This is a genomic window from Streptosporangium sp. NPDC002721 (genome assembly GCF_042888905.1).
In the GTDB taxonomy this organism is placed as follows: domain Bacteria; phylum Actinomycetota; class Actinomycetes; order Streptosporangiales; family Streptosporangiaceae; genus Streptosporangium.
On sequence record NZ_JBIAQI010000006.1, the window covers coordinates 30,832 to 48,606 of the forward strand.

The following is a 17,775-nucleotide window of genomic DNA, read 5'->3' on the forward strand; positions in this document are numbered from 1 at the left end:
TCCTTGATGTGAAAGCACTGCGGTGGCGGGCATCCGGTTGAAGACGGGCCGCTCGCGGAGCAGGTGCACGGCGTCTCGGCGGCTTTGGCCGGATGGTGGGAAGAGGTGGCGAACGGTGCGGGGAATCGCGGGACAGCCGCCGGGCTGTCCGCTCAGCGGGCGGTGCCGTCGGCGACGGTGACGGCACCGGCTGGGCATTGACGCGCGGCCTGCCGTACGGCGGTGCGCAGCGAGGGCGGGGCAGTCCTGGTGAGAAGGACCACCAACCCGTCGGGGCCCTGATCGAAGACCTCGGAAGTGGCGAGCACACACTGTCCGGCGCCGACACAGATGTCTGGGTTCACGGTCACCTCGGTGCCGGACCGTTCATGACCGGTCCCGAGCGGCCCTGGGGTGATTGCCAAGACGTCCTCCCTTCCCTGGGTGAAGCCGTCAGCCGCTGCCCTCGACCGCGAGAAGCAGGAAGAACGGTGGTCACGCGGCCGGTCTGACGGCGGACGATGCCGGCGTTCGATACAGGATAGTGGAAATGATAACCATATTTATACTTCCGGAAGTCTGCTCGTCGTCCACCGCACCGCGACCAGCCGGCAGGACCCTCCGTCGTCGCCGGCCCGACGAGCCCCACGGCCGCGCCGCCGCGTCAAGCTCGCCTGGGGGTTCCTGCGGGCCAACGATGCAGGCCATCCACGAAGCCGTTGGGCCGGGACTTGGGATGTCATGGAAGTCGCACCGCGCTTGTCGGACTCCCGCTCCAACACCAGTACGTCGTGACCCCCCTCGGCCAGAGCGGCGAGCCGGAACTGGGGATTCCGGTCACAGGCGAAGACGCGGGCAGGGCCGAGGGCGGGCCAGGTGAGGCCCACGGGCGGAGCGGACTCACGCGGCGGACCGCCCCGCCCTCCCGCCGCCCTCCTCACCAAGCGGTCCGGCACCGGCCTCGTCCGCTACTCCCGCGGACACAAGGGCCTCAGCACGCACCCGCCGAGCTCGCCGAACCGCTTCGCACGGTATTGAGCGCCCAAGGACGACGAAGACTTCGACGGATGCTCGCGATGGACGTCGCCTGTTCGCCTTCGCGACGCCGGCCGCCGCCCCGTGGCGCACGCCCGCCCCCTGGCGTCGTCACCACGTTAGGGCGGCATCGCCGGCAGATGACCCAGCACCCGAGCACCCGAACGAGGAGATGCAAGCGCCTCAGCCTCCAGCGGGCGCGGGAACGCGACGACATCGACCAGGTGGGCGCGGCGAACCACCACGACCTTCGCTCGCCGTGGCGCTGTGGCGCCGTGGCGTTGGGAGGCCGGCGGCCAGCTCATGTCGTGCAGTTGCCGCAGATGCCGTACACCTCCTCGACCTGGAAGCCGTCCACTCGTTCCTCTGCCCCTTGTTCTGTGACGAGTCCGCAGACGCGACAGATCATGTGGTGGTGCCGGGCGGGGCCGCAGAGCCGGTAGGTGGTCTCGCCCGCCCGGGTGAAGGCGTGCGCGAGGCCCGCGTCCACGAGTGAGGACAGGGTCCGGTAGACGGTTGTCAGGCCGATTGCCTTGTCTCGCGCCAGGAGTCCGGTGTGTAGCTGCCGGGCTGTGGCCGGTCCGTTTTCGGCGGTCAGCACCTCCAGGACCAGGACGCGTTTTCGCGTTGCCCGGATGCCGGCCGCGCGGAGTCGGGTGTGCCACCGGGGTGGCTCTGGCATGTTGATCATCACTCCGGCTTGACAATGGTTTTCACTTTCTACAGGGTTGTCCACCGAAGCACCAGATTGAAATGAAAATCGTTATTGATCTAGGAAGGTCCGGCATGCACCTCATGCGCTCTGCCGCTCTCTGTGCCCTGGCGCTGCTGATGGCCGGATGCGGCGCGTCACCCTCACCCGCGTCGCAGCCCACCTCCTCGGCGACCGGAAGCGCGCCGCCTTCGACGCCCATCACCGTGGTGGCCTCGACCAACGTCTACGGAGACATCGTCAAGCAGGTGGGGGGCGACAAGGTCGCGGTGACCTCGATCATCTCCGATCCCGCGCAGGACCCGCATTCCTACGAGGCCAACACCCAAAACCAGCTCGCGCTGTCCAAGGCCAAGGTCGTCGTCGAGAACGGCGGCGGGTACGACGACTTCGTCGACACCATGATCAAATCCAGCGGCAACTCCTCCGCGGAGATCATCAACGCTGTCGCCGTCTCCGGCAGGACGGCACCCGCAGACGGCGAACTCAACGAACACATCTGGTACGACTTCCCCTCGGTCGCCAAGATCACCGACCGGATCTCCGCGGCCCTGACCAAGGCCGACCCCGCCTCGGCGGCCACCTTCACCGCCAACGCCGACGCCTTCAAGAACAAGCTCCAGCCACTGATCGACCACGAGGCGAAAATCGCCGTCGAGACGGGCGGCGCCGCCGTGGCCATCACCGAGCCCGTTCCGCTGTACGTCCTGGACGCCGCAGGACTGAAGAACCTCACCCCCGAGGAGTTCAGCGAGGCCATCGAGGAAGGCGACGACGTCTCTCCCGAGGTCCTGCGAGAAACGCTCGCCCTGCTCAGCGACAAGAAGGTCGAAGCTCTGGTCTACAACGAGCAGACGAGCGGGCCGCAGACCGAGCAGCTCAAGAAGGCGGCCGACGACAACGACATCCCGGTCGTGACGTTCACCGAGACCCTGCCCGAGGGCAAGGACTACATCGGCTGGATGACCGCCAACCTCGACGCCCTCCAAGCTGCTCTCGCGACATGACCGACCCCGTTGACGCCGACCCCGTTGACGCCGCGGCTTCGCGTCACGGCGAGGTGATGGACGACGGCGACGTCATGCTGAGCCTGGCCGGCGCGGGGCTCGCCTACGGCGATCGGACCCTGTGGCAGGGCCTGGACCTGGATCTGCGGCGTGGCGAGTTCGTCGCGGTCCTGGGACCGAACGGGTCGGGTAAGACCAGTTTCCTGCGCGTCCTTCTCGGTCAGCAGGCGCTGTCGGCAGGCACGTTGACGGTGGGCGGACGGCCGGTTCGCCGGGGGAGCGATCTGATCGGGTACATCCCGCAGCAGCGGGCCGTCGCCGCGCAGACCCCGCTGCGGGGCCGTGACCTGGTCCGGCTCGGCGTGGACGGGCACCGCTGGGGTCTCTCAGCCGGCGGCCGCCGCTCACGGCGGCGGGTGGAGGAACTCCTGGAGGCCGTGGGCGCTACGGCGTTCGCCGACGTTCCCCTCGCCTTGCTGTCGGGCGGAGAGCAGCAACGGCTGCGCGTTGCCCAGGCCCTCGCCACCGACCCGGCCATTCTGCTCTGCGACGAGCCCTTGCTGTCATTGGATCTGCACCATCAGCAGGTGGTGGCCACCCTGGTGGACGCGCGACGGCGTTCCTGCGCCACCTCGGTGGTGTTCGTCACGCATGAGATCAACCCGATCCTGGAGATGGTCGACCGAGTGCTCTACCTCGCCGGGGGACGGTTCCTCATCGGCCCCCCCGAGGAGGTCATGACCTCCCAGACCTTGTCCGACCTGTACGAAAGCCCGGTGGAGGTGCTCCGGGTCCGCGGCAGGTTCGTGGTCGTCGGCGCCCCGGGCTCCCACGACCACGGCGGAGAGCCTCCAGCATGACCGATGACATCTGGCAGCAGATCTTCAACTACGACAACTACGGCGAGCTGTTGTTCCTGGTCCGTAACTCTCTTGTCGCGGGAGCGATGCTGGGCCTGGTCGGTGGCATCATCGGCACCTTCGTCATGATGCGTGACCTCGCCTTCGCCGTGCACGGTGTCGCGGAACTGTCCTTCGCCGGCGCCTCCGCGGCGTTGCTGGTCGGTGTGAACGTCGCCGCGGGCTCCCTGGCCGGCTCGATCGTCGCGGCGCTGATCATCGGCGCTCTGGGGGTGCGTGCCCGGGACCGCAATTCGATCATCGGGGTGTTGATGCCGTTCGGTCTCGGTCTGGGTGTGCTGTTTTTGGCCCTGTACAAGGGGCGGGCGGCGAACAAGTTCGGGCTGCTGACCGGTCAGATCGTCGCGGTCGACACCGTGCAGATGACCTGGTTGATCAGTACCTGCGCGGTGGTCTTGATGGGTCTTTGCGTGCTCTGGCGGCCTCTCACGTTCGCCAGCCTGGATCCCGAGGTCGCCGCCGCCAGGGGCGTCCCCGTCCGGGCCCTGTCCTCCATCTTCATGGTCCTCCTTGGCCTGTCGGTGGCCGTCTCCATCCAGGTCGTGGGCGCGCTCCTGGTCCTGGCCCTGCTCGTCACCCCCGCCGCGGCGGCAATGCGAGTCAGCGCCTCACCGGGCCTGGTCACACTGCTCAGCGTCGTGTTCGCTCTCACCTCGATGCTGGGCGGCATTCTGCTGGCACTGGGCAGCAGCATCCCGATCAGCCCGTACGTCACCACCATCTCCTTCACCATCTACCTGCTCTGCCGAGCGATCGGAGTACTGCGTACCCGCGCGGGAAACAGGTCTTCAGGGCCGTCTTCGGCCGGAGAAAGGGAGAGGCACTCGAATACTCCCGCACGCCACCTGTCGATGCGCCTGAGGTAGCCACCGTTCTTCGTGTGAGTGGTTGACGTTGAACTGTGCCCGCGGCTCAGGCCTCACCGTCACAGTGTTCTCGACAGCCTCGACCCCGGAAACGCTCGCCCGGGTACCGAGCCGACTGTCTGCTTTCCTAACCGAACGAGGAGTCGGCTCGATCAGCTGGAACATCGGCCGGCCCACAGGGCGCTCGGCGCCCCAGCGCCAGACGGCGAAGTACCAAACACGGTGGCCCAGGGTGGGAAGCCATACCCGTGTTCGCTCTTACCCGGCTGTGGAACCGCCACGTGCCCGTGAAGCAACCGTCGCGTCTTTCCGGCGGCGTTCACCGGTGCGGTCGGAGAAGCCATGGCTGCTCGGGACCAGTGCCGCCGCGGCAGGAGCCAGCAAGCAGATGATCGCGCAGGCCGCCAGCACCGGCCGCCAGCCGAAGGTGTCCACGGCCGGAGCCAGGAACGCCAGACCGATGGGCGCCAGGCCGTAGGAGACGAGGAAGTCCGGCGAGGACACCCGTGCCAGCAGGCGAGGGTCCACCTCGCGCTGCGTGGCGGTGAACCACGCCACGTTGAACAGCTCGATCCCCAGCCCGGCGATCGCGTAGGCGACGAAAACCACCGCGGGGTGCACCGGCAGCAACAGGCTCAGCGGTGCGAAGCCGTACAGGGCCAGGCCCGCCAGTGCCGTCCAGCCTTGCGCGCGCGGCTGCCAGCGCGCCATGAGCGCGGCCCCGGCGAGTGCGCCGAGGGTGTAGGCGGTGAGTGCTCCGGCCAGCACCGCTGCGGCAGATGCCTGGCACACAGCGCCGAACGTGACGCACGAACCTGCGCCCACCTGCTGCGCCTGCACCTCGAACGCACGGCGGCTCAGAACCTGCGCCGACTCCGCCAGATCGGCACCGTCGGTAATCTTCCCATTACGCTATGGGTCTCATCGCCACCTACCGGCCGCAGTCACCGCCGCCCGATGCCGGATATCACGCCCGCACCCCATCGGTGAGATCACCGACCGGGGGAGTGGTCCACCATCGGATCCGGAGCGACGTGCCGGTCGCGGGGATCTTCAGTAGCGCTGACCTGCCCATATTCATCCGTCAAAGCGAATATTTTGCCCTGACGGCCCAGGGGAGAGGCCACCCGGGCACTGATTTCGTGGACGCCGGCCACTGTCATTGAACAGCCAACGAAAGACACCCGACAGAGTCGGTCAAATCAGACAAATCGCTCGACCGGGCAGACCGCTCGAGATGACCATGGTCGCAGAGCTGGTTAGCCGAGACGGGTGACCCAATCACATCCACGAAGCAGCCCTTACCGGGCAGGCCACCCGTGATGGGACAGTCTCGTGCGGCACGCACCAACGGAACCACTCCACCTTTTGATCATTTTAGGCGGTGCGACGACTTTTGGATCTTGTTCGACGAAATGATCAGCTGTGGCGATCATGCACATAAGGGGTCTCGGAGCGCCATGACACACCCGGAAGGAAGCGCACCGCCCTCTGTCTTCTCGTGACGGGAAGCGTCCAGCAGACAAAACCTGCACGGCATGCCGAACAGGCCCTATCGGCACAAAAAACCCTTAACCATACAGAAGCTCAATTCTGTTTGGTATAAACCATACCGTCTCAAGTCCCCCATAAGCAGCTCTTCGCTCGCCGTGGAGGTCGTGTCCGGCGGAGCGACCATCCGTTCGCCTTCGCGATCGCGCAGCAGGCGAACAAGGCGAACAAGGCGAACGCGGCCCTGCTGTTCATCGGCCAGGTGGCCGACCCTTCGGCCGCTTGAGCACGAAGACGCCCCAGCCGAGGTAGCGCCTGCCGTACATGAGGTGCGAGCTCCGGGCCCGGTCGAGGAACTTCTGGATCTCGTCGGCTTCGGGGTCGGCGGGCTCGGCGGCGAGGTGTTCGGTGAGGCTCCACCACTGGCTCGCCATGTAGCGGTCCCAGCTGTCGCCGTCGGCCAGCACCATCTCGACCAGCTCGACCCCGCACGACTCGAACCGTTCGAGGATGCCGCCCAGCGAGGTGAACTCTCCCGGCTCCATGCCCAGGGCCTCGTACGCCTCCGGCGGCGGCTCGTCGATCCAGTACGGCTCGCCGACCAGCAGGGTGCCGCCCTCGGCGAGCGCGGGGATCATGAGGTCGAGGGTGCCGGTGAGGCCTCCGCCGATCCAGGTGGCGCCGATGCACGAGACCAGATCGTAGTCGGCTCCCTTGGCGCCCGCGGCGTAGTGTGCCGCCTCCGCCCGTTCGAAGCGCACCTTGTCCTCGACGCCGAGTTCGGCCGCCCGTGCCAGGGCGGCGGCATGGAAGACGTGGCTGATGTCCACGCCGACGCCCTCCACCCCGTGCGCGGCGGCCCACCGGCAGAGCATCTCGCCCTTGCCGCTCGCGAGGTCGAGCTGGCGCATGCCCGGCCGCAGCCGGGTCACCTCGCCCAGCAGGTCGAGCTTGGCGTCGGTGATCGGGTTGAGTATCCGGTGGCGTCCCTCGGCGATCTCGTGGAAGCGCAGGCTCATGCACCGGATCCTGCCTCCTGCCCGCCTCAGCGCGCCATCGAATATCGACGGCCTGTTGAACACGTTCGTAAGAGTCCGGAGGACGCCGTGGAACCGCCGCTCGTCGCGGAGGCCCCTCTCCCCCGCACGTGAGGCTCCGAATCTCCCTCATAGGTGACACGCCGGGCTTGTCTCCCCGTAGGCGGTGTTCCCGGGCGGGTTGGTGGGACTTTTCGTGGGGGCCCTGCGAGGGCGGAGGTTCGTCTACCGTGGGGGGATGTGCATGATCGGTGATCTGTCGGAGTGCGGCAGGGGTGGTGAAGGGGCCGTTCTTTCCGGTGGGCCGCTCCCCCGCGGTCATGGGTGGCCGGGGGTGGTGACGGCTGACTCCGGTGGTCTCGGTGGTGGTGTTTCGGCGGGCGGGGATGTGGCACTGGTGCGAGGTGGGTGGCCGTTGACGACGGCCCGGATGCGGGAGGGGTGTCGCCGGGATCATGCGGCCAGCTGATCTGAATCGTCTCAGTGTGGGCGAGTCGGCCGATCGTTATGTGGAGCTGGTGCGGGCCAAGACCCTGACCGGTGCGCTGTCGGCGTCGACGGCGGAGGTGTACGCGCGTGACGTGGCCACTTTCGTGGACCTGGCGGGTGAGGAGGTGGTGCTGGACGATCTGACCGGTGAGGACGTGGACGCCGTCCTGCTGGCCTTCGCCCGCAAGCCTGACGGGCGGCGGCGCTCGCGGTCCGGCGAGCGGGCGGGCGCGTCGCGGACGGCCTCGCAGTCGGCCTCCTCGCAGGCGCGGTTTCGGCGGTCGATCTCGGCGTTGTTCAAGCACGCGGTGCTGGCGGGGTGGGTGCAGGTCAATCCGATGGCGATGGCGACGGTGACGGCCAGGGAGCGTGGGGGGCTGCGGCCGGAGCGGCGGGCGCTCACCCGTGAGCAGGCGCGGGGTCTGATCGGTGCGGCGCGTGAGCTGGGCGGCGGGCCCGATGGTGGTGCGGTGGTGGCCGAGACGCCCGTGGCGGGTACGGGGCGGACGCGGCGGCGTGACCAGCACACCGAGTTGCGTGATGGGCTGATCGTGTTGATGTTGTCGACGATGGGTCCGCGGGTGTCGGAGCTGGTACGGGCGAACGTGGAGGATTTCTACACCAACGACGGGGTGCGTTACTGGCGGATCTTCGGTAAGGGCGGCAAGACGCGGGATGTGCCGTTGCCCGCCGATGTGGCGCTGGTGCTGGAGGCGTATCTGCTGCACGGGCGGATGGCCTCGGCGGAGAAGGCGTTGTTGTTGTCGTGGCGGGGGCGGCGTCTGGCGCGCGGGGACGTGCAGGCGGTGATCGATCGGGTGCAGCGGGGGGTGGATCCCGATCGGCGTCGTTCGGTGACGCCGCACGGGTTGCGGCACACCACGGCCACTCATCTGCTGGCCGACGCGGTGGACATGGACGCGGTGCGGCGGGTTCTGGGGCACAGTGATCTGGCGACGCTGGGGCGTTACCGTGATGAGCTGCCCGGGGAGCTGGAGGTGGCGATGCGGTCGCATCCGTTGCTGCGGGGCCCGGCGTCGGGCTGATCGGCGGGCCGTCGGGGGGGCCGCCCGGCTCCCCCGACGGCCCCGGTCCCGTCGGGTGGCGGGGGTGTTCAGGCGGCGTGTTCTTCGGCGCACACCTCGGCCAGGACGTCCAGGGAGACGTTGAGGGCGTGGGCCAGGGCGGCGACGGTGAAGAAGGCCGGGGTGGGGATGCGGCCGGTCTCTATCTTGCGGAGGGTCTCGGCGGACATTCCGGCGGCGGCGGCCACTTCGGTCATGCTGCGCGTGCCGCGTGCCTGGCGCAGGATCGTGCCCAGGCGGTGGCCGCGTTCGCGGTCGAGTTCGGTCAGCGGGGGTCGCACCATGTGCCAGATCCTAGCAAGCGTGATAACAATACCGGTACAGGTATTGGGTAACCGGAGTGTGTCACATGCCGGCCGGGTGGGCGCCGCACGTGGAGCACGCGGAGCACGCGGAGCACGCGGTGGCCGTCACCGGGGACGGCCCGCTCGAGAGGGGCGGCGCGGCGGCAGGGCCGGGTCAGGCCAGCAGCTCCCCCACCAGCTGGCGTAGCGAGCGGGCGAACCTGCCGGGGTCGTCCTCCAGGGTGAGGCGGCGCACCATGTCGGCGTCGAACATGCCCAGCAGGGCGTGGGCGACGAAGGTGGCGTCCAGGTCGGGGCGAGCCTGGGCGATCAGGGTCTCCAGGTGGGCGTGCCAGCGTACGTAGGTGGGGTCGGCGTGGCGGTCGGTGGCGCAGGAGCGTTCGTGGGCGGCCAGCAGGGCGAGGTTGCCGGCGGCCAGGTGGGAGAGTGCGTCGAGGAAGGCGACGATGCGCTCGGCGGGTGGCGCGCCCGGTCCCAGGGGTGGCGGGCCCGATTCCAGTGCCTGGCGCAGGTGCAGGGCTCGTTCCTGCAGCAGGGCCTGCATCAGTCCGGTGCGGTTGCCGAAGCGCCGGAAGACGGTGCCCTTGCCTACCTGGGCGTGTGCGGCGACCTGGTCCAGGGAGATGTGGGGGCCGTGGGCGGCCAGGAGGTCCTCGGCGGCGGTGAGGATGGCGCGGCGGTTGCGGGCGGCGTCGGCGCGTTCGCTCATCGCTGTCCCCCGTTTTTTCGCGTGGTCGTTTCTTTGCTTAACCGGACCGTGAGTCCGTATATTAGCCGACAACTAACCGGACCATTGGTCCGTTTTGTTGGGGTGCGGGGGCTTCCGCGCATCTCCTCTCACGGTCAGGAGCATCCGCCATGCGCGCTCTCGTCGTCGATCCCTCACTCCCCTGCGGCCTGCGCCTGGGCCAGGCCCCAGACCCCGAGCCCGGCCCCGGCCAGGTGCTCGTCCAGGTGCGCCACGCCTCCCTCAACCCCGGCGAGCTGGGCATGCTCGCCCAGCTGCCCGCCGGTCACGTGGGCGGCCACGACGCCGCCGGAGTCGTCGTCCGCGCCGCCGCCGACGGCAGCGGCCCGGCGGCGGGCACCCGCGTGCTGGCCTTCGGCCCCGGCGCGTGGGCCGAGCTGCTGGCGGTCTCCGGCGCCGACGTCGCCCCCCTGCCGCGCGGGGCCGCCCTGGCCGAGGCCGCGGCGCTGCCCATGGCGGGCATGACGGTCCTGCGTACCCTGCGCGCGGCCGGCTCGGTCCTGGGACGGCGGGTGCTGGTCACCGGGGCGAGCGGCGCAGTGGGCCGCTACGGCGTGCAGCTGGCCGCCCGGGCCGGCGCCCACGTTCTCGCCTCGGTCCGCGACGGCGCCCATGCCGCCGCCCTGACCGCGCTCGGCGCCCACGAGGTCGTCGTCGGTCTCCCCGGCCTGCGGGAGCTGGGCGAGCCGGTCGACGTGGTGCTGGAGACCGTCGGGGGCCCCTACCTGGTGGCCGCCTGGGGGCTGCTGGCTCCCGGCGCCACCCTGCAGAGCATCGGCTGGGCCGGCGGCGAGCCCGCCGTCTTCCCTCCCGGCTCGACCTTCTTCCCCGGCGCCGCCCGCACCCTGAGCTCCTTCGGCGACGCCTCAGCCGTCGGCGCCGACCTGGGCCTGCTGGCCGGCCTGCTCGCCTCGGGGGCGCTGTCGGCGCAGGTAGGCTGGCGCGGCTCCTGGGAGCGGGCCGCAGAGGCGGTACGGGTGGTCCGCGAGCGCCAGGTCACCGGCAAGGCCGTCATCGACATCACCCCCGGCACCGGCACCGGGGGCTTGACCCTGCCGTAACGTGAGGGTGCAGGCTGGCACGGTGAACCGGGGAACGTCATGAGGCAGGCGACACGCGAGGCGGGTCACGGGGACGACCGTGGGCCCGGCCGCGCGCGGGACCACTCCATCGGGCAGGTGGCGCGCATCGCCGCGGTCAGCGTGCGCACGCTGCACCACTACGACGAGATCGGGCTGGTCTCGCCGGGGCGGCGCACCGCGGCCGGGTACCGCCGCTACACCGACGCCGACCTGCAGCGCCTGCAGCACGTGCTGTTCTACCGCGAGCTCGGCTTCGCGCTGGAGGAGATCACCGCCATCCTCGACGCCCCCGGCACCGACACCCTGACGCATCTGCGGCGCCAGCACGAGCTCCTCACCCGGCGCATCGACCGGTTGCGGGCGATGGCGGCCGCGGTCGAGCACGCCATGGAGGCGAACATCTTGAGCATCCCGCTGACCCCCCAGGAGCGTTTCGAGATCTTCGGCGACTTCGTTCCCGAGGACCACGACGAGGAGGCGTCCCGGCGCTGGGGGCACACTGACACCTGGCGGCAGTCGCGCGCCAGGGCCGCGGCGATGACCGGGGCCGACTGGGCGCGCTTCACCGAGGAGGCCGCCCGGACGGTGCGTGACTTCACCGAGGCCTACCTCGCGGGGCTGCCGGCCGGCGGGGCGCGGGCGATGGGGCTGGCCGAAGAGCACCGGGCGCACCTCACCCGCTGGTGTTACGACTGCTCCTACGACATCCACCGCGGCCTGGGCGACATGTACGTCGCCGATCCGCGTTTCGCCGCCGTCTACGAGGCCTCGGCCACGGGCCTGGCCGTCTACATCCGTGACGCCATCCACGCCAACGCCGACCGCGCCGGTCACCGGCCCTGACGATCCCGCTTCCCGCCACCCCTCTTCCCCGGTTCCCGGAAGGGAGAGGGACAGCGGGGTGTTCAGCGGGCGGCCACGGCGCCTTCGGCGACCTCTCCCCCGCCGAGCTCGTCTCCCCCGCCGGAAGCGGCCGGGGCGGCCAGGGTGGTCTGGGGGGCCGGGGCGGCCAGGGTGGTCTGGGTGGTGGCCCGCCGGTCGAACTGGGTGCGATACAGCTGCGCGTAGCGGCCTCCGGCGGCCAGCAGCGTGGCGTGCGTGCCCCGCTCGGCGATCCGCCCGTCCTCCACCACCAGGATCAGGTCCGCGGCGCGGATCGTCGACAGCCGGTGGGCGATGACCAGCGCGGTCCGTCCGGCCAGCGCCTCGGCCAGGGCCTCTTGGACCGCGGCCTCGGAGGTGGAGTCCAGGTGGGCGGTGGCCTCGTCCAGCACCACCACCCTGGGGCGGGCCAGCAGCAGCCGGGCGATGGTCAGCCGCTGGCGCTCCCCGCCCGAGAGGCGGTAGCCGCGTTCGCCGACCACGGTGTCCAGGCCGTCGGGCAGCGAGGCGACCAGGTCGGCCAGCCGGGCGCGCCGCAGCACCTGCCACAGTTCCTCGGTGCCGGCCTCGGGGCGGGCCAGCAGCAGGTTGGCGCGGATCGAGTCGTGGAACAGGTGCCCGTCCTGGGTCACCACGCCCAGTGTCTGACGGATCGAGGCCGCCGACAGCTCGCGCACGTCCACCCCCGCCAGCCGTACCGCGCCGCTGTCGACGTCGTACAGGCGTGCCAGCAGTTGCGCGATCGTGGACTTGCCCGCTCCCGAGGAGCCCACCAGCGCGATCATCTGCCCGGCCTCGGCGCGGAAGGACACCTCGTGCAGCACGGTCGTGCCGCCGCGCGCGTCCAGGGTGGCGACCTCCTCCAGGGAGGCGAGCGAGACCTTCTCAGCCGAGGGGTAGGCGAAGCCGACGTCGTCGAACTCCACCGTCACCGGCCCCTCGGGCACTGGGCGGGCGTCGGGCCGGTCGGTGATCAGCGGTCGCAGGTCGAGGATCTCGAAGACGCGCTCGAAGCTGACCAGGGCGCTCATCACCTCCACCCGCGCCCCGGCCAGCGCGGTCAGCGGCGCGTACAGGCGGGTCAGCAGCAGCGCCAGCGCCACCAGGGCGCCCGGCTCCAGGCTCCCGCTCAGCGCGTAGAAGCCGCCGACCCCGTAGACCAGGGCCAGGGCCAGCGCCGAGACCAGGGTGAGGGCGGTGACGAACACCGACTGCACCATCGCGGTGCGGACGCCGATGTCGCGCACCCGCCGTGCTCGTGCCAGGAACTCGGCCGACTCCTGGGCGGGGCGGCCGAACAGTTTGACGAGGGTGGCGCCGGGGGCGGAGAAGCGTTCGGTCATCTGGGTGCTCATCGCCGCGTTGTGGTCGGCGGCCTCGCGTTCCATCCGGGCCAGCCGGGTGCCGACGCGCCGGGCGGGCAGGACGAACAGCGGCAGCAGGATCAGCGCCAGCGCGGTCAGCTGCCAGGAGATGCCGACCATCACCACCAGGGTCAGGGCGAGCGTCACCAGGTTGCCCGCCACCCCCGAGAGGGTGTCGCTGAAAGCGCGCTGGGCGCCGATGACGTCGTTGTTCAACCGGCTGACCAGCGCGCCGGTACGGGTGCGGGTGAAGAAGGCGATCGGCATGCGCTGCACGTGGTCGAAGACGGCGCCGCGCAGTCGCAGGATCAGCCCCTCGCCGATGCTGGCCGACATCCACCGGGTCAGCAGGCCCAGCGCCGCCTCGGCCAGCGCGATCACCGCGATCAGGGCGGCCAGCCGGAACACGACGCCGGTCGCGGCGCCGCCGACGATCGCGTCGACCACCTGCCCGGCCAGTACCGGGGTGGCCACCGCCAGCACCGCCGAGATCACGCTCAGCAGCAGGAACCACACCAGCAGGGTGCGGTGCGGGCGGGCGAAGGCGGCGATGCGCCGCAGGGTGGCCTTGGAGAAGGGCCGCCGGTCCTGCTGGGCGTGCACCGCGCTGTAGAGCGAGTGCCAGGCCGCCATTTCCATGCTCATCACAGGTTCACCGTGTTTCCGTGCTCGTCACTCGTCGTCATTCGTCATCGCTCGCCGCTGCTCGCCGCTGCTCGCCGCTGCTCGTCGTGAGGGGGGGCGCCGCGGCCGTGCGCGGCTCGCGTCCCGCCGTCCCCGGTGGCAGCGGCCGGCGCCCGGTGAGGGCGCGCGGGCGGTGCCCGCACCATGACCCTAGAAGCTGAAGTTAACTTCAGGTCAAGGGCGTCTCCCCCGCCGTACAGGCCTCTGGGGCCCGGCGGGGTGGGCGGCCCCCTGTCCCCCTAGGCTGGAAGCCGTTCACCCCGGTCCGTCAGCCCCCTGTCCGGATGCCTCGCCGTCCGGACGTCTTCCCCTTTGGAGAGGTGTACTCGCCGTGCCGACCGCACTCCGCCTGTTCCGTTATGTGGCGATCGCCGAAGCGTGCTCGTGGGCGGGACTGCTCATCGGCATGTACTTCAAGTACGTCGCCGCCACCGGCGACCTCGGCGTGAAGATCTTCGGCCCGGTGCACGGCGCCCTGTTCGTGCTCTATCTGGCCGCGGTGCTGTACGCGGCCCGCCAGGCCCGCTGGAGCCTGGGCACGGTCGTCGTCGGCCTGGTGTGCTCGATCCCGCCGCTGGCGACGTTGTGGTTCGAGCGGCGCATGCTCGCCCGCCACCGGGAGCCGGTCACCGCCTGACCCCGCCTCGACGCCTCGGCCGCGGTTTCACAGGTCCAGGACGGCGCGGGTGGCCGCCCGGCAGCGCCGCGGGTCGGTCAGCAGGTCGGCGCAGTCGCCGAACTGGTCGATCGAGCCCACCGGCGGCAGCGCCCGCACGCGGGGGTCGGTGACCGCGTCGCCGAGGACGTCGGCGAACCGGCCGGCGTCGATGACCTGGAAGGGCCGGCTGTGGTAGGGGCGCAGGCTCCCCTCCAGGGCGGGGGCCACCCCCATCCGGTTGTGCAGGGACGCCACCCGCCGGTACACCACCCCCAGGTGCCGCTCGCGTTCGCGCCACCCGGTGGCCGCCAGCGCCGCCGACAGCGCGTCGCCCAGCTCGGCCGTGCCCGGCAGGCGGGCGAAAGCGCTGCCCAGCCACTTGGCGTAGGGCGGGTAGCGCCGGCGTGTCAGCATCACCAGCCGCATCAGGTCGCGGCCCAGGCTCGCGGTGACCAGTGCCGAGCCCAGGTCGTCGCCGACCTCCCCGCACCGGCCGGGGAAGGCCTCCTGCTGGGCCAGGCGCCGCCACTGCCCGGCCAGCACGTAGCGTTCCAGGTCGGGGGGGTACCAGCGCAGTGCCGTACGGGAGCGCTCCAGGACCTCCAGGCCGTCGTGGAAGACCTCCCCGCTGGTGACCTCGGCCAGCCGCTGCCAGGGGGTCGACAGCCAGTCCAGGGCGCCCACCCCTCGCAGCGGGTCGAAGCCGAGCCGTTCGGTGAACCAGGTCGCCGCGTCGCTCACCTGCACGCCGTGGCGGGCGCCGGTCACGGTGGTGCGGTAGCCGCGAAAGTCGGCGGGCAGCTGCTCGCCGACGGCGCGCCGGACCGGCTCGGTGCGGTGCGCCGCGACGAACACCACCACCCTGGGGCCCCAGTCGTGGTCGGTGGAGCGTTCGGTGTCGAAGGCCAGCACCTCCGACCCGGCGCCGATCAGCGCGGCGCTGTGCGGCACGTCGGCGATGATCGGCTGTACGACCTGGGCGTAGAAAGCACGCGAAAGCTCCAGGCCAGGTATGAAACTGGACATCATTTCGTCCACTCTGCCTGCCGCGACCGCGCCTCGCACCAGGTTTTCCCCCGGGCCCCCGCCCCGGCCGGTGCCGGGCGGGCGAGGGGGGATCCGGGTGAGGTCAGGCGCCCTCCGGGGCGGCGGCGGCCAGCGGGCGCCGGCGAAGTCCCAGCCGCTCGTACAGGGTGATGGCGGCGTGGTTTTCGGTGTCGACCATCAGCGCGACCCGGTCGTGGGCGGCGGCCAGCTCGGCGAACACGAACCGGCACACCCGCTCGCCGTAGCCGCGGCCGCGTACGGCCGGTGCGGTGGCGACCCCGGCGGCGAATCCCACCGCGGGGCAGGACCAGGCGTCGGCGGCCACCGCGACCAGGTGCCCGTCCTGGCCGCGTACCCCGGCCCAGCGCCGTACTCCCGCCACGCCCGGTACCGCCCAGGCGGTGGGGGAGGCCTCGGCGAGCAGGACGCTCACCTCCCCCTCCTGGGCCTGCGGCAGCCACCGCGCCCCTCCGGCCGCCGCAGGGGGGGTGAAGGTGGCGCCGGGCGGGGTGTCCATCCATTCGAACGAGCCGTGCACCCGCATCCGCAGCCGGGCGGCGACTTCCTCGACCAGTGCCCGCTCCCCCACCATCCGGTAGGAGGGGCCGGCCTCCCGTAGCGCGTGTTTCACCAGGGTGCTCACCGGGCCGGGCGAGCCGCCCACGGTCAGGCGGTCGCGGCGGTTGAGGTCGGGGCAGGCCACGGCCACCGCCTCCCCCAGCGCCCACGCCCGCACCCCGGGGCCCATCCCCTGCGCTCCCCACAGCAGGAGCGCGTCGCCGGCGCAGGCCTCGGCCACCTCGGCGGCGTCCTTCAGCCGCACCGGCGTGCCGTTCACACCGTTCACGCCGTTCGTGTGGTTCATGGCGTTCGTGTGTTCGTGGCGGTCAGAGGATCGCCCCGGGCCGGTAGGCGGCCGCCTGCGGGTGGCGGGCCACGACCTGCGCCACGCGGGCCACGACCGCCTCCACCTGGGCCGAGGCCGCGCCGGTGAAGGAGATCGGCTCACCCAGCAGGGCCGCCAGCCGATCCTCCTCCAAGGGGAAGCGCTCGTCGGCCCCCAGGCGGGCGATCAGCTCGTTGACGCCCGCGCCCTCGCGCATCGCCAGCGCCGAGGCCACCGCGTGCTCCTTGATCAGCTCATGGGCGCTCTCGCGGCCCACCCCGGCCCGTACCGCGGCCATCAGCATCTTCGTGGTGGCCAGGAACGGCAGGTAGCGGTCGAGCTCGGCGGCGATCACCGCGGGGAAGGCGCCGAACTCCTCCAGCACCGTCAGCATGGTCTCCACCAGCCCGTCGAAGGCGAAGAAGGCGTCCGGCAGCGCCACCCGGCGTACCACCGAGCAGGAGACGTCGCCCTCGTTCCACTGGTCGCCGGCCAGCTCCCCGGTCATGGAGGCGTACCCGCGCAAGATGACCGCCAGGCCGTTGACCCGCTCGCACGAGCGGGTGTTCATCTTGTGCGGCATCGCCGAGGAGCCGACCTGGCCCTCGGCGAAGCCCTCGGTGACCAGCTCGTGCCCGGCCATCAGCCGGATCGTCTTGGCCAGCGAGGAGGGGGAGGCGGCCAGCTGCACCAGCGTGGTGAGCGCCTCGTAGTCCAGCGAGCGCGGGTAGACCTGTCCCACGCTGGTGAGCCGGTGGGCGAACCCCAGGTGCGCGGCCACCTCGTCCTCCAGCTCCGCCAGCTTGCCCGCGTCGCCGCCCAGCAGGTCCAGCATGTCCTGGGCGGTGCCGACCGGCCCCTTGACGCCGCGCAGCGGGTAGCGGGCGATGAGCTCCTCCAGCCGGGCAAAAGCCACCAGCAGCTCGTCGGCCGCCGAGGCGAACCGCTTGCCCAGCGTCGTGGTCTGCGCGGCCACGTTGTGCGAGCGCCCGGCCATCACCAGATTCGAGTGCGTCGTGGCCAGGTGCGCCAGCGCGGCCAGCAGCGCCACGCACCGGTCGCGCACGACCACCAGGCTGTCGCGGATCTGCAGCTGCTCGACGTTCTCGGTCAGGTCGCGTGAGGTCATGCCCTTGTGGACCTGCTCGTGGCCGGCCAGCGCGTTGAACTCCTCGATGCGGGCCTTGACGTCGTGGCGGGTGACGCGCTCGCGGGCGGCGATCGACTCCAGGTCGACGTGGTCGAGGACCTTCTCGTAGTCGGCCCGCGCCTGGGCGGGCACCTCCACTCCCAGGCGTGCCTGCGCGGCCAGCACGGCCAGCCACAGGCGCCGCTCGGCCACCACCTTGTACTCGGAAGACCACAGGTGGGCCAGCTGCGCGGAGGCGTAGCGGGCGGCAAGGACATTGGGGATACGCGGCTTGGCAGTCACGTTGCGTCAGTATATTCCGCCGTTCCCGCCCGCCCCGACCAGGGGCGCGCGGCTCCCCCGGAAAAG

The 17,775-nt window shown here is 71.0% G+C and carries 16 protein-coding genes and 1 pseudogene; 7 read left to right on the forward strand and 10 right to left on the reverse strand.

All coding sequences use genetic code 11. The features are described from left to right. Nucleotides 1–152: 152 nt before the first annotated feature. Both ACFYWM_RS09395 and ACFYWM_RS09400 read right to left on the reverse strand, forming a co-directional pair. Nucleotides 153–344 carry a ferredoxin gene (locus ACFYWM_RS09395; RefSeq protein ID WP_389911188.1) on the reverse strand — a complete coding sequence of 64 codons (192 nt, stop codon included), beginning with the start codon at nucleotides 342–344 and terminating at the stop codon, nucleotides 153–155. Nucleotides 345–1,315: 971 nt separating this feature from the next. Continuing rightward, the gene (locus ACFYWM_RS09400) at nucleotides 1,316–1,750 is read right to left on the reverse strand and encodes a Fur family transcriptional regulator (RefSeq protein WP_389911191.1); all 435 of its coding nucleotides are present in this window, start codon (nucleotides 1,748–1,750) and stop codon (nucleotides 1,316–1,318) included. Between the two features lie 59 nt (nucleotides 1,751–1,809). Between ACFYWM_RS09400 and ACFYWM_RS09405 the strand changes: the two genes are divergently transcribed. The 3 genes from ACFYWM_RS09405 to ACFYWM_RS09415 are packed head-to-tail and all read left to right on the forward strand — an operon-like array spanning nucleotide 1,810 to nucleotide 4,519. Further along, a complete protein-coding gene (locus ACFYWM_RS09405; protein WP_389911194.1) occupies nucleotides 1,810–2,733 on the forward strand; it encodes a metal ABC transporter solute-binding protein, Zn/Mn family in 924 nt (307 codons plus the stop codon). After that, complete coding sequence (locus ACFYWM_RS09410; RefSeq protein WP_389911197.1) at nucleotides 2,730–3,593, forward strand: metal ABC transporter ATP-binding protein; 864 nt, start codon at nucleotides 2,730–2,732, stop codon at nucleotides 3,591–3,593. The genes ACFYWM_RS09405 and ACFYWM_RS09410 overlap by 4 nt, the downstream gene beginning before the upstream one ends. Further along, nucleotides 3,590–4,519, forward strand: coding sequence for a metal ABC transporter permease (locus tag ACFYWM_RS09415; RefSeq protein WP_389911199.1), 930 nt, complete (start codon nucleotides 3,590–3,592; stop codon nucleotides 4,517–4,519). Before ACFYWM_RS09410 ends, ACFYWM_RS09415 begins: the two co-directional genes overlap by 4 nt. A 258-nt stretch (nucleotides 4,520–4,777) precedes the next feature. On the opposite strand, the pseudogene ACFYWM_RS09420 reads toward ACFYWM_RS09415, so the two are convergent. Further along, nucleotides 4,778–5,290: pseudogene (locus ACFYWM_RS09420) on the reverse strand (hypothetical protein); the annotation flags it as partial. A gap of 971 nt (nucleotides 5,291–6,261) precedes the next feature. Then, the gene (locus ACFYWM_RS09425; protein WP_389911202.1) at nucleotides 6,262–7,029 is read right to left on the reverse strand and encodes an SAM-dependent methyltransferase; all 768 of its coding nucleotides are present in this window, start codon (nucleotides 7,027–7,029) and stop codon (nucleotides 6,262–6,264) included. Between the two features lie 473 nt (nucleotides 7,030–7,502). Here ACFYWM_RS09425 and ACFYWM_RS09430 point away from each other — a divergent pair, with 473 nt between their 5' ends. Next, complete coding sequence (locus ACFYWM_RS09430; RefSeq protein WP_389911205.1) at nucleotides 7,503–8,582, forward strand: tyrosine-type recombinase/integrase; 1,080 nt, start codon at nucleotides 7,503–7,505, stop codon at nucleotides 8,580–8,582. A 68-nt stretch (nucleotides 8,583–8,650) separates the two neighbouring features. Here ACFYWM_RS09430 and ACFYWM_RS09435 read toward each other — a convergent pair whose 3' ends face one another. Together ACFYWM_RS09435 and ACFYWM_RS09440 are read right to left on the reverse strand one after the other, a co-directional pair. After that, nucleotides 8,651–8,905 (reverse strand): helix-turn-helix domain-containing protein, encoded by a 255-nt coding sequence (locus ACFYWM_RS09435; RefSeq protein ID WP_389911208.1) that lies wholly within the window; start codon nucleotides 8,903–8,905, stop codon nucleotides 8,651–8,653. A 175-nt stretch (nucleotides 8,906–9,080) separates the two neighbouring features. After that, entirely contained in the window at nucleotides 9,081–9,635 is a 555-nt protein-coding gene (locus tag ACFYWM_RS09440) for a TetR/AcrR family transcriptional regulator (RefSeq protein WP_389911210.1), read from the reverse strand. A gap of 149 nt (nucleotides 9,636–9,784) precedes the next feature. On the opposite strand from ACFYWM_RS09440, the gene ACFYWM_RS09445 reads away from it, so the two are divergent. Then, nucleotides 9,785–10,735, forward strand: coding sequence for a zinc-binding dehydrogenase (locus ACFYWM_RS09445; protein ID WP_389911213.1), 951 nt, complete (start codon nucleotides 9,785–9,787; stop codon nucleotides 10,733–10,735). 39 nt (nucleotides 10,736–10,774) lie between these two features. Then, on the forward strand, nucleotides 10,775–11,599 hold the full coding sequence (locus ACFYWM_RS09450; protein WP_389911216.1) for a MerR family transcriptional regulator: 825 nt from the start codon (nucleotides 10,775–10,777) through the stop codon (nucleotides 11,597–11,599). Nucleotides 11,600–11,661: 62 nt separating this feature from the next. Here the strand turns inward: ACFYWM_RS09450 and ACFYWM_RS09455 are convergent, their stop codons facing one another. Further along, nucleotides 11,662–13,647, reverse strand: coding sequence for an ABC transporter ATP-binding protein (locus tag ACFYWM_RS09455; protein ID WP_389911218.1), 1,986 nt, complete (start codon nucleotides 13,645–13,647; stop codon nucleotides 11,662–11,664). A 370-nt stretch (nucleotides 13,648–14,017) separates the two neighbouring features. Between ACFYWM_RS09455 and ACFYWM_RS09460 the strand changes: the two genes are divergently transcribed. Beyond that, a complete protein-coding gene (locus tag ACFYWM_RS09460) occupies nucleotides 14,018–14,323 on the forward strand; it encodes a DUF3817 domain-containing protein (protein WP_389911220.1) in 306 nt (101 codons plus the stop codon). A gap of 27 nt (nucleotides 14,324–14,350) precedes the next feature. Here ACFYWM_RS09460 and ACFYWM_RS09465 read toward each other — a convergent pair whose 3' ends face one another. The 3 genes from ACFYWM_RS09465 to purB form a co-directional block, all read right to left on the reverse strand. Then, nucleotides 14,351–15,370 carry a DUF4037 domain-containing protein gene (locus ACFYWM_RS09465; protein ID WP_389911222.1) on the reverse strand — a complete coding sequence of 340 codons (1,020 nt, stop codon included), beginning with the start codon at nucleotides 15,368–15,370 and terminating at the stop codon, nucleotides 14,351–14,353. Between the two features lie 103 nt (nucleotides 15,371–15,473). Further along, complete coding sequence (locus tag ACFYWM_RS09470; RefSeq protein WP_389911225.1) at nucleotides 15,474–16,256, reverse strand: GNAT family N-acetyltransferase; 783 nt, start codon at nucleotides 16,254–16,256, stop codon at nucleotides 15,474–15,476. Between the two features lie 22 nt (nucleotides 16,257–16,278). Then, nucleotides 16,279–17,709 (reverse strand): adenylosuccinate lyase, encoded by a 1,431-nt coding sequence (gene purB, locus ACFYWM_RS09475; protein ID WP_389911227.1) that lies wholly within the window; start codon nucleotides 17,707–17,709, stop codon nucleotides 16,279–16,281. Between the last annotated feature and the right edge of the window lie 66 nt (nucleotides 17,710–17,775).